Origin of the sequence: Maribacter sp. 6B07 (genome assembly GCF_002700155.1) — a bacterium.
Taxonomy (GTDB): domain Bacteria; phylum Bacteroidota; class Bacteroidia; order Flavobacteriales; family Flavobacteriaceae; genus Maribacter; species Maribacter dokdonensis.
In genome coordinates, this window is sequence record NZ_PDUT01000001.1 from 1253530 (window position 1) to 1266187 (window position 12658).

Consider the following 12658-nt stretch of genomic DNA (forward strand, 5'->3'; position numbering starts at 1 on the left):
AAAAAATCATGAAAAAAGGAAAATTAGTACTCTTAGGCCTACTGACGTTAGCGTTAGTACCTATTTCGTGTAATGAAGATTTTTTAGAAACGCAGCCATTAGATTCAATCTCGGCAGATGCCACTTGGGCAGACGGTGCGTTGGCACAAGCATTCGTATTCAACGTCTATGCATCCCTTGGCTATGGAGGGTTTGAAGAAGAAGGTTTGGCTTCATTAACGGACGAAGCAATGTTTACACACTCTGGTAGAGGAGTAAACGTTATTACAGAAGGTTCACTTTCCCCGTCGGGTACGGGTAACGTGAATATCATTCCACAATGGAACGAATTATATTTAGCAATACGAAAAGCGAATATAGCTTTACAAGAATTACCAAATTCAACTTTTGATGATCAAACATTGAAAGACAGGTTAATGGGTGAAGCACATTTTCTAAGAGCGTATTATTACCATCAATTAATGCGCTATTACGGTGGCGCACCATTAATTGATGCCCCTTACGGCTTAGATGATGACTACTCTATAGCTAGAGGTACTTATGCTGAAAATGTAGATTTTGTAACCAGTGACCTTGACAAAGCCATTTCATTACTGGAAGGCAAAGAGGTTACACCAGGTAGAGCATCTATGTTAAGTGCTATGGGGTTAAAATCTCGTGTATTGACATATGCCGCCAGTGATTTGCGCGACGGACCTACAGCGAGCGCTAAGTCGGCAACATTGGGTGGATATTCAAATTTAGAACTGGTTGCATATACTTCTGGGGACAGAGATGCAAGATGGAACGCTGCAAAGACCGCTGCCAAGGCCGTTTTAGATGCGACCACTGGTTACAAGTTAGATTTAACCGAACCTGCAAGTGCAGAAGAAGCGACTGAAACATACATCTCTATTGCTATGGGAGGTGGAAGTGCCGTTGGTGATGCTGCTGCAAGATCAGAACTATTATTTGAAAGAACACATTCGCCTCTATTTACACAAGAAAGTAATTGGCCTTTAGGTGGAATTCACCAAGGGATCAACAATGGACCTAACGGATATCATAACTGGGCAGGTAACACACCTATTCAACAATTGGTAGACGACTATCAAATGATGGACGGTTCTGATTTCGACTGGAGCAATGAAGAACACGCGGCTGCACCATATGAGAATAGAGACCCAAGAATGGCCGCAACTATTCTTTATGATGGAGCAGCATGGAAACCAAGGCCAGATGACGTTGCCTCAATAGATCCTTATGATGAAATACAGACAGGTACATATGCAGATGGTAGCGGTGGAATAATACCTGGTGTTGATATGAGAGATTCACCCATTGAAAACTGGAACGGAAGTAGAACCGGTTATTATGTACGAAAGTTCATTGATCCAGACCCATCTTTAGTGGACAATCAATCTAGTGCACAAGTTGTACCATGGCCATTTATTAGATATACCGAAATAATATTGAACTATGTAGAAGCTTCTATTGCACTAGGCGATGAAGGTGAAGCGAGAAACTGGCTGAACAAGATTCGTTTTAGAGCAGGTATGCCGGCACTTACCTCATCTGGAACTGAGCTTTTAGAGGATTACATCAATGAAAGAAGAGTTGAATTGGCATATGAAGAACACAGATACCATGATGCACGAAGATGGATGATCGCTGATCAAACTTTGGGCAGGGGCATTAAGGTTATGAAAGTAACAGCTACCCTTAAAGCTGGTGCAACACCAAGAACTCCTTATCAGTATGACACATCTGTATATGATTACACCTATACCGTTGTAGACAATAATGATAATGAAACCAGAACTTGGGACGATAAAATGTATTTCATGCCTATAAGTAGAGATGAAATCAATAGAAATAACCTTTTGATTCAGAATCCAGGTTATTAGTTTAGTTTAAATTGAGTTAAATTAAAGATCTATTCCTTTTTGGAATAGATCTTTTACTTTTAAACAAATGACAAAAAATCTAATCTTCTATATTCTTATAATTTTCTTATTACATCAAAGCTGTACAGAGAAAGTTAAAAAAGATGAAACCTCTTCAACAATTAACATAATTGAAGAACCCACCCTATTCACTCTTTTATCCGAACATGAAACGAAAGTAACTTTTCAAAACACCTTAAAGGAAGGGTTAAATGCCAACGTATTGGTTTACGAATACCTATATAACGGCGGTGGTGTAGCTACAGGGGATTTTAATAACGATGGTCTTCAAGACTTATATTTCACCTCTAACATGGGTGAAAATAAATTCTATTTAAATGAAGGCAATTTCACATTTAAAGATGTTACTACAATTTCTAAAGTCGCCGGTAGACCTGGACCTTGGAAAACAGGCATAACCTCTGCAGATGTAAACGGAGATGGTAAATTGGATCTGTATCTATGTTATTCAGGGGCCTTACCAGATGTAAAGCGTAAAAATCAACTTTTCATCAATCAAGGGAATGATGCCAACAACGTACCAATTTTCAAAGAACAAGCGGAAGAATATGATTTGGCCAGCGCTGCTTTTAGCAATCAAGGATATTTCTTTGACTATGATAAAGACGGTGATCTAGATATGCTTTTACTAAACCACAATCCAAAATCTTTACCTGTTTTAAATGAAGTAAGCACTAAACAGTTTTTAAAAAAAGATGACCCTTATCAAGGTATTAGGTTGTTTGAGCAAAAAAATGAGAAATTTTATGATATAACCAAAAAAGCAGGTATTAGTGGTTCTGCACTAACCTATGGATTAGGTATAGGTATTAGTGACATTAACAATGATGGTTGGCAAGACTTCTATGTTTCTAATGATTATACTGTACCAGATTATCTCTATATCAATAATAAAAATGGCACATTTACAGACCAACTAGGTGATCAAATGGGGCATACAAGTCATTTTTCTATGGGCAATAATGTAGCCGATATCAATAATGATGGCCTGCAGGATATTTTCACTTTAGACATGTTGCCTAAAGATAATAAGCGCCAAAAATTACTTTTATCGCCAGATAATTATGAAAAATTTGATCTAAATATTAGAAGTGGTTTTCATCATCAATATATGCGAAATATGCTTCAGTTGAACAATGGCGACAATTCATTTAGTGAAATAGGTCAACTAGCCGGTATCTCAAATACAGATTGGAGCTGGGCTCCACTTTTTGCTGATTTTGACAATGACGGATTTAAAGATCTATTCATTACCAACGGATATTTTAGGGATTACACCAATTTGGATTTCATCAATTACATGGACAGTTTCGTACAATCCAAAGGCAGACTACAACGGCAAGATGTTTTAGAACTTATAAAAGAAATGCCAGCATCTAACCTGACCAATTTCTATTATACCAATAAAGATGGCGTCCACTTCAATGATCAATCTCAAGAAGCAGGTATAGCCCAACCTGCCAACAGCAATGGTGCCATATATACTGATTTAGATAATGATGGTGATCTAGACCTCGTTATTAATAACATTAACAAACCGGCATTTATTTATAGGAATAACACCCAAAAAGGCAATGGCAATTTCTTAAACATTCAGTTAAAAGGAAACCAAAAAAACACACATGGTATTGGATCAAAAATCAGTATCTACGCCAAAGGAAAAACCCAAGTACTTGAGCAAATGCCAACCAGGGGATATCTTTCGACCGTATCATCGATTTTACATTTTGGATTAGGCGACATAACTACCGTAGATTCTTTAAAAGTAACTTGGAACTCTGGAAAAACGGAGACTATTGAAGCACTTTCAGCGAATAGAACAATTGAGCTGAATGAATCCAATGCCCAAACCTTGGAATTGGCTCAAAAGAAAAGTAAAACGTTGTTTTCAACTGTACGCAATTCCGTTAATTTCGAGCACAAACCATCTTCTGTAAATGATTTTAAACGACAGTCGCTCTTAATAAAACAATTATCTCATAGTAGTCCTCCTATTGCTAAAGCAGATTTAAACAATGATGGGTTAGAAGATATTGTCATTGGTGGCGGCGTTGATCAACCTACCGCCATATATCTTCAAAGTAGCAATAAAAACTTCAATAAAAAACCAAACGCAGATTTTGACCTAGACAAGGCTCATTTTGATACTGATATTGCAGTACTTGATGTTAATAATGATGGTCATCTAGATATTTATATGGCAAGTGGCGGATATCATAACCTAACCGCTAATGACCCTCTATTACAGGACAGGCTCTATTTGGGCAATGGGAAAGGGAATTTTAGAAAGGCTCATAATTCATTACCACAAATGACCATAAGCACCGGATCGGTTTCATTTTCAGATATAAACAATGATTCGCACTTAGATATATTTATCGGTGGTTATAATGTTCCTGGTCGCTTTCCTGAAATACCAAGAAGTTATATTCTTATCAATGACGGTAAAGGAAGTTATGTAGACAAGACCAATGAAATTCAACCCAACTTACAATATCCTGGTATGGTTACCGATGCCACTTGGGCAGACATGGATGGTGACACTATAGAAGATTTAATCATAGTTGGTGAATGGATGCCCATAACTATTTTCTTGACTAAAAATGGCAAATTGATCAATGGAACAGACCAGTTTTTTGAAAGTGATTTAAATGGGTTCTGGAGCAGCGTTCTTGTTGAAGATTTAAATAAAGACGGCAAACAAGATATTATTGCCGGAAATATTGGTACCAATACGCAATTCACAATAGACAAAGACACTCCGGCTGAATTGTATTATTCAGATTTTGACAATAACGGTTCTATTGATCCCATTCTAAATTTTTACATTGACGGTAATAGTTATCCATATGTTACCAGAGATGAACTGTTAGGGCAACTATCGAGTAAAAGACAGAAATTTAACAGTTATGAAAAATACGCTGATGCGCAGATAACAGACATTTTTAATGATACTGAATTGAAAAAGGCGAAAAAATTAACTGCAACACACCAAGAAACATCCTTGTTTTTAAGTTCAACAGATGAAAAGTTTACAAAAGTTCACTTGCCATTACAAGCTCAATTTTCCCCGGTTTCAGAAATTATTGCGGAAGATTTTAACCAAGATGGTGATTTAGACCTGCTACTTCTTGGCAACAATGATTATTATAAGTTACGTATAGGTAAATTCGATGCCAACTATGGTACATTACTTTTAGGTGATGAAAATGCCAATTATAAGTACATTTCCCAATCTAAATCTGGTCTATCCATAAAAGGAAGTAATACCAGAGGTATTATCATTGACGATAAACTAATACTTACCAACTACGGCAAGTCAATACAAACATATCAACTAACAAAATAGCTTTATAAACAACAATGACCATTTATAATAAAAACATACTTGGCAGTACGCTCTTACTATCACTACTTTTAATGATTACAGCTTGTTCTACAGAAGAACAACCAAATATGAGTGAAAAAGATGTTGCTACGGAATGGGCCAATATGACTTTGTACATTACCCAATATACCCCATCTAACTCCCCTACATTTGCCTCAAGAGCATTTGGTTACACCGGTTTAACCATGTATGAATCTATAGTACCAGGTTATAAAGAATATAGTACAATGAACAATCAGGTTACTGGTCTAACCATGTTACCAACAATAGATACGGACAAAGAATATAATTGGATACTATCTCTTAATGCAGGTCAGTCAGAAATATTGAAGAATATTTATGTTCAAACATCAGATGAAAATATCCAAAAAATAGATTCCCTTGAACAGGTTGTTTACGATCAATTTAAAACAAGTGTTGCTCCAGAAACGGTGAAGCGCTCTATAGAATATGGCAAATCTGTTGCAAAAGTAATTTTTGAATGGAGTAAAACAGATGGAGGTCATAGAGGATACTTATACAATTTTGACAAATCTATGGTTCATCCAGACAGACCGGGAGCATGGAAACCACCATTGTTCGCACAGTCTTTTAGCCATCATCCATTACACCCACATTGGGGCGAAAATAGAACCTTTGCTCCTATCAATAAAACAATTGAGGATCCACAAATGATACCTTATGACACACTTCCAGGGTCTGCCTACTACCAACAATTTGAAAATGTTTATCTAAAAGATTTAGAATTGACCCAATTAGAAAAGGAAGCTGCCATTTGGTGGGGAGATGACCCTGACGTTAGCTTTACACCGCCTGGTCACTCGTACTATTTTGCTACGTTGGCAGTAGATGGGCATGATCTTTCACTTATAGAAAGCACCCAAGTGTATGCCCAAGTAGGCATGGCCGTGGCAGACGCTTTTATTAATTGTTGGAAATGGAAATATCTTTTCTTTACGGAAAGACCTAATACCTTTATCCCAAAGTACATTGATGAAGAATGGGAATCTTTTTGGCCAGACCCGCCATTTCCTTCATTTCCATCTGGACATGCAATACAAGCCGCCGCTGCCGCAACTATATTAGAACATAATTTTGGCAAGGAATTCACTTTTACCGATAGGGCACACGAAGGAAGAGAACGAGATGAGTTAAAAGAAACCGATTTTGTCGTTCGTTCTTTTGACACCTTTTGGGAAGCTGCACAAGAAACTGCAGATTCTAGATTTTATGGCGGTATACATACTCAACTTGACAACGAGGTAGGATTAGAAAAAGGAGTGGAAATCGCAAAAAATGTTTACACCCTTCAATGGAAGAATACAAATGAAAAATAACACCACTATAACGCCCACATATTTTTTGGCAGTACTTTTTTTCTGCGGATGCCTAATTAACGCACAAGAAACTTTTGTTGATGTTACAGAGCATGCAGGTATTGAACACCAATACGAAGTATATGAAGGAACATTTGGTGGCGGTGTAACCGTTTTCGACTTTAATAACGATGGCTTTGAAGATCTTTATATCACTAGCGGTATACAAGCGGACAGATTATATCTAAATAAAGGAAATGGTACGTTTGAAGACGTTTTTAAAGGCTCTGGTCTAGAGGTTACCAATGAGTATGTTACCCAAGGTGTGGTCAGTGCAGACATCAATAAAGATGGGTTTAGAGATTTGTTCATTACAACAATCACAACTACAGATGGTAAAAATGTAATACCTAGGGCAAAAAATCTATTGTTTCTAAATAATGGAAATGCCACGTTTACCGACGTTACAAAAGCATATGGTTTAGAAGAATTCAACTCTTTTAGTACAGGTCCAAGTTTTGGAGACATAGATGCCGACGGATACCCAGATCTTTTTGTTGGCAATTACTTCCAAGAATTTACCGGAAAACTAGGTATTATAAAAGACGCAACTATAGTTAGTGCAAACCAAACCGCAAGAAGTTATTTACTAAAAAACAATGAAGGTAAAAGCTTTAAAAATGTGTATGATGACTATGGCTTAGGTCATAAAGGTTTTGGGTTTGGTGGTGTTTTCACCGACTTCGACAATGATCAAGACCAAGACTTATTGGTGAACCAAGATTTTGGTTACAAAGCAGTGCCCAACTTCCTGTACCAAAATGAATATCCTAATGATCGCTTTGAGGACGTAAGCCAGCAAACCAAAATGGATTTAAAGATCAACGCTATGGGAGCGGCTGTTGGTGATTACAATGGGGATGGATGGATGGACTATTATGTTACCAACATTAAATTCAATATGCTTATGGAAAACCAAGGCAATGGTAATCCGTTTGTAGATAAGGCTAAAGAATTGGGCACCTACAATTTAGCCATAAGCTGGGGCGCCAATTTTGCCGATTTTGATCATGACGAAGATTTAGACCTTTTTGTTTCCAATGGTGATTTAAACCCCAACTGCACCCCAATGGGCAATTTCTATTTTGAGAACAATGCCAATACGTATACCGAAAAGGGACGTGAACTTACTATTAACGATTATGGTATTGGTAGAGGTTCGGTAATTTTTGATATGGACAATGATGGAGACATGGATTTACTGGTCGTAAATCAAAAACCTATTCTAAACTATCCTATTGCGTCAACCACCCGCTTATTTAGAAACGACACTGCAAGAGGAAATTGGTTAAAAATAGCTTTAAAGGGCGTACAAGCAGAAAGCAATGGTATTGGTTCTAGGGTAACGGTAATTGCGAACGGTAAAAAATTCATTAGGGAAATAGATGGCGGTGGGTCTAGTCATATTTCTCAAAACTCGGTCATTGCACATGTTGGCCTGGGTACAACCACCAAAATAGATTCCGTCATAGTAAACTGGTCTGGTGGCAACACTCAAATTATTACCAATATTAAAGCCAATCAATTATTAGAAATTGTAGAAACAGCCCAACCCAAAAAGCCCTTATTCAATTTTTGGTACTTCATTGGTGCTCTATTTTTAATAATTACAGTCCTATATCTATACCGCAACAAGAGAAGTTAAACAGCTGATTATATTATCTTTACACATTTTACAAAATTAATTTTTAAAAAAATTCCTTAAAAATGCAATAGGTTTCAAATTCTGCGTCTTTATAAGTGAAGACCAATTGAAAAAGCTCTTGAATGGCATCTGACCAAAAAGATAACACAAACCTGAATAGTTTTTTTGAAGAAGAATATAGCTCGATCAAGCGCTACATTCAATCTAAAATTAAACAAACATCAGAAAGTGATGCCGAAGATATTATACAAGATGTTGCTTTACGTATTTTCTCTAGACCTATAGACGCCTTACCAATACATAACATTGGTGGTTATGTGTATAATGCCGTCAAAAATAAGATTACAGATATATTACGTACCAAAAGAACACGGTTTGATGACCAAGAGCAACTGGAGCAACTCTGGACAGATTTTACCTATTTATTCTATGATCAATCTTCAAATGAATACCCTGCACTAATACAAGAAAAACTAAAGATTGCCATAGAAGAATTAAAGCCTGTCTATAGGGATATCATAGTTGCAGTTGATTTTGAAAATTACAGCTACAAAGAAATTTCAATGGAAACCGGTATACCTCAAGGCACACTAATGTCTAGAAGACATAGGGCACTTTCAATACTTCTTAAAAAAATAGAAAATTAAAAAATAGCATTATGAAATCTAATTTGGAAAAAACCATGGAAAAATCAGCTCAATATTATGTTTATAAAGCGTTCAAAATTCTCATGTATATTTTACTAGGGATCATTATAGTCTTTTTAGTAGGCTACATTGTTATGCGTTTATGGAATTGGCTTATGCCAGATATTTTTGGATTACCGCAAATAGATTACTGGAAAGCTCTTGGCATACTACTATTATCTAAAATAATCTTTGGTTTTGGTGGTGGTGATGGTCCTAACAACAAAAAAAAGAAAAAGGATAAACACAAGAGATTTTCAAAATTTGATCCATGCAAACCTATGAGAACAGATTTTTCCAAGTGGAAACACTATGATGAATTCTGGAAGAATGAAGGCGAACAAGCTTATAAAGAATACGTGGCACGTAATGAATCTATAAACAACGGATGAAGTTTCTAAACGACATTAACAAATTGTAAAACTTTGGAAACTTTTACAGTTTCTAAAGTTTCCTGATGTATATTTGCACTCGTTATGAAAGAAAAAATACGGAATACGGCATCACAGCTATTCTTGGAACGCGGTTTTAAAAGTATAACAATGGATGATATTGCCAATGAAATAGGCATGTCCAAAAAAACGATCTACAGCGAATATGAAAATAAGACTTCGCTTGTTGAAGATTGCGTTATGACTAAGTTTTGTGTTTTAAGTGAGGGTATAGATCTAATAATAGCTATGGAAAAGAATGCTATTGAAGAATTATATGAGATCAAAAGATTTGTAATGTCCCATTTGAACAACGAAAAAAGCTCTCCTCAATACCAATTAATGAAATACTACCCTAAAATCCATAAATCGCTAAAACTTATGCAATTTGAAAAAATGCATAAGTGTGTGCTTTTAAATGTAGAAAGAGGGTTAGCTCAAGGGCTTTTTAGAGATAATGTAAATCCTGAATTTGTAGCCCGAATATATTTTAGCGGAATGAATACCATTAAAGATCAGAACATTTTTCCTTTAGACCTTTTTCCTATATCTGAACTTATGGATTCATTTTTGGAATATCATATACGAGGTATAGTTACTCCTAAAGGGAAAACCATATTAAATAACATCATCAATTCAAATCAAGAATAAATGCGAAATCAATTAGTAATCTTAATCACTGTTCTAAGTCTAAACTTAGGTCTATCACAAGAACAGACGTATTCTTTTACCTTAGATGAGGCAATTCAATTTGCTTTAGAAAACAACTACGCCGCTATAAACGCCAATAGGGACATCATAGATGCCCAAAAGCAAAAATGGGAAACTATTGCGGGTGGCTTACCTCAAATAAACGGATCAGTTGGGTATCAAAACCAGTTAAAACAACCCGTTACCCTTTTGCCAGCAGAGCTTGTTGGGGGTGCGGCAGGTGAGTTTATTCCGGTAGTATTTTCCCAACCCCAATCTTTGACTGCTACGGCAACCTTAACCCAACAAATTTTTGATGGGTCATACATCGTTGGTGTTCAGGCAACAAAAGCCTTTTTGAGCTATAGTGCCAATAATAAAGAAAAAACAGAGCTAGATGTTAGAAAACAAGTAGTTGAAGCCTACGGCAACGTTTTATTGGCAGAAGAATCGGTAAAGATTTTAGAAAAGAATAAGGCGAACCTTGAAAAAAACCTTTATGAAACAACCAAATTGTACGAAAACGGGTTAGGAGATGAGGAAAGTGTTGATCAATTGCAAATTACGTTATCTTCTATTGAAAATCGATTACAGAATGCACTTAGACTAAAAGAGATTACCTTACAAATGCTCAATGTTAGTTTAGGTTTAGACTTAAATGCACCAACGCAATTACAAGAAAAACTAGAAGACCTTACCGTTTCTAAAATGGATCTTAGCATACTAAGTACAGCTTTTAATATCAGCGACAATGTAGATTATAAACTTGCCGAAAACTTAAACGAGCAACGTTATTACGAATGGAAATTATCTAGAAGTAGAGCCCTACCCACTTTAAACGCTTTTGTAAACTACGGTAGTTCTTCCTATTCAGAAAGTTTTGATTTCTTTAGTGGAGACCCAGAATGGTTTGATTCTTCCATATTGGGCTTTGATCTAAACATACCAATATTCAGTTCTTTAAAGCGTAGTGCCAGTACACAACGTGCAAAAATTGCGTTAGAAAAGGCAAAAACACAATTAACGGAAGCAGAACAACAGATTAGATTGCAGTTAGAGAACGCCAAGAACGACTATACGTTAGCCATTAACAATTATGAAACGGCAAAACAAAACCTATTACTTTCTGAGCGTATAGAAAACAAAAATCAAATTAAATACAAAGAAGGATTGGCTACCAGTTTTGAGTTGCGCCAAGCACAAACCCAACTATATACCACTCAACAAGAGTTTTTACAGTCAATGGTTGAGGTTATCAATAAAAAAACGGATCTAGAAATTATACTAAATACAAAATCCTAAATAATCAATCATAAAAAAAACGATCATGAAGAAATTACCTATTTTATTAATAGCCGTCATAAGCCTTTACTCATGTGGTGGTGAAGATCAATCGGTAGCTGAAATTATTTCGGGACAAAACCTTGAGGCCATAAGAGCCAAAAAAAATGAAATAACTACCCAGCAAAAACTGATAGATGCCCAACTAAAATCTTTGGACTCTGCAATTGCCATTTTGGGCAATGAAGAGAAGTTACCTTTAGTAAATACATTAACAGCCAAAAAGGAAATATTTAATCACTATCTGGAATTGCAAGGAGATGTAAGTACCAAACAGAATGTACTGATCTACCCAGAAATGGCAGGTACCTTACAAAGGGTATACGTTAAAGAAGGGGACCGTGTAAGCAAGGGACAAGTTCTTGCAACCATAGATGATGGCGGAATGTCAAGTCAATTAAACCAATTAAAGACACAGGCATCTTTAGCCAAAACAACTTTTGAACGTCAAGAACGTCTTTGGAATCAGAATATTGGATCGGAAATTCAGTACCTACAGGCAAAAACGAATTATGAAGCGGCCGAAAACATGGTATCACAAGCGCAAAGCCAGTTAGGCAAGTCTACGATCAGAGCTCCATTTTCAGGAATCATAGACAATGTAATTAAAGACCAAGGTACTGTGGTTGCACCAGGACAGGGATCTGAGGTATTTCGCATAGTTAACTTGTCTGATATGTATATTGAAGTAGAAGTGCCAGAAGCCTATTTAGGCAATGTTACAAAAGGAAAGGAAGCTTTGGTCTATTTTCCTATACTAGGTGATAGCGTTGTTACTAAGATCAGGGAAACGGGTAATTTCATCAATCCGTCTAACCGTTCTTTTGAAGCTGAAATACCGGTACCGAACAAAGAAGGTAAAATTAAACCTAATCTTTCGGCAAAAGTGAACATTAATGATTACACCAGCGAAGATGCAATTTTGATACCAACAAGTATAATCTCTGAAAATGCCGATGGAGAACAGTATGTATTTGTTGCAGATGAACCAAATGCAGATGGAGAATCAATCGTAAAAAGAACCATAATCACCACAGGTAAAACCCAAGGTGCAGCTATAGAGGTCTTAACAGGATTAAACGACGGAGACCATATTATCAAAGAAGGCGCAAGAAGCGTCAAGGATGGTCAAAAAGTTAAAATTAAAAAATAAAG

9 protein-coding genes are annotated in these 12658 nt (G+C 36.3%); all 9 read left to right on the forward strand.

Annotated elements, in window-relative coordinates; translation table 11 throughout:
* The first annotated feature begins 8 nt into the window (after window positions 1–8).
* The 9 genes from CSC80_RS05240 (at window position 9) to CSC80_RS05280 (ending at window position 12656) form a co-directional block, all read left to right on the forward strand.
* Window positions 9–1886 (forward strand): RagB/SusD family nutrient uptake outer membrane protein, encoded by a 1878-nt coding sequence (locus CSC80_RS05240; RefSeq protein ID WP_099190292.1) that lies wholly within the window; start codon window positions 9–11, stop codon window positions 1884–1886.
* A 67-nt stretch (window positions 1887–1953) separates the two neighbouring features.
* Complete coding sequence (locus CSC80_RS05245; RefSeq protein ID WP_099190294.1) at window positions 1954–5295, forward strand: VCBS repeat-containing protein; 3342 nt, start codon at window positions 1954–1956, stop codon at window positions 5293–5295.
* A gap of 14 nt (window positions 5296–5309) precedes the next feature.
* Window positions 5310–6671: a phosphatase PAP2 family protein gene (locus CSC80_RS05250; RefSeq protein WP_099190296.1), complete on the forward strand. Its 1362-nt coding sequence runs from the start codon at window positions 5310–5312 to the stop codon at window positions 6669–6671.
* The gene (locus CSC80_RS05255) at window positions 6661–8355 is read left to right on the forward strand and encodes a CRTAC1 family protein (RefSeq protein ID WP_099190298.1); all 1695 of its coding nucleotides are present in this window, start codon (window positions 6661–6663) and stop codon (window positions 8353–8355) included. The genes CSC80_RS05250 and CSC80_RS05255 overlap by 11 nt, the downstream gene beginning before the upstream one ends.
* Before the next feature lie 122 nt (window positions 8356–8477).
* The gene (locus tag CSC80_RS05260; protein ID WP_058104370.1) at window positions 8478–9002 is read left to right on the forward strand and encodes an RNA polymerase sigma factor; all 525 of its coding nucleotides are present in this window, start codon (window positions 8478–8480) and stop codon (window positions 9000–9002) included.
* 11 nt (window positions 9003–9013) lie between these two features.
* Window positions 9014–9433: a hypothetical protein gene (locus tag CSC80_RS05265; RefSeq protein ID WP_074671217.1), complete on the forward strand. Its 420-nt coding sequence runs from the start codon at window positions 9014–9016 to the stop codon at window positions 9431–9433.
* Between the two features lie 84 nt (window positions 9434–9517).
* The gene (locus tag CSC80_RS05270; protein ID WP_099190300.1) at window positions 9518–10123 is read left to right on the forward strand and encodes a TetR/AcrR family transcriptional regulator; all 606 of its coding nucleotides are present in this window, start codon (window positions 9518–9520) and stop codon (window positions 10121–10123) included.
* Window positions 10124–11464, forward strand: a complete 1341-nt coding sequence (locus CSC80_RS05275; protein ID WP_074671214.1) for a TolC family protein — start codon at window positions 10124–10126, stop codon at window positions 11462–11464. It begins immediately after the preceding gene.
* Window positions 11465–11489: 25 nt separating this feature from the next.
* Window positions 11490–12656, forward strand: coding sequence for an efflux RND transporter periplasmic adaptor subunit (locus CSC80_RS05280; protein ID WP_091607603.1), 1167 nt, complete (start codon window positions 11490–11492; stop codon window positions 12654–12656).
* Window positions 12657–12658 lie beyond the last annotated feature (2 nt).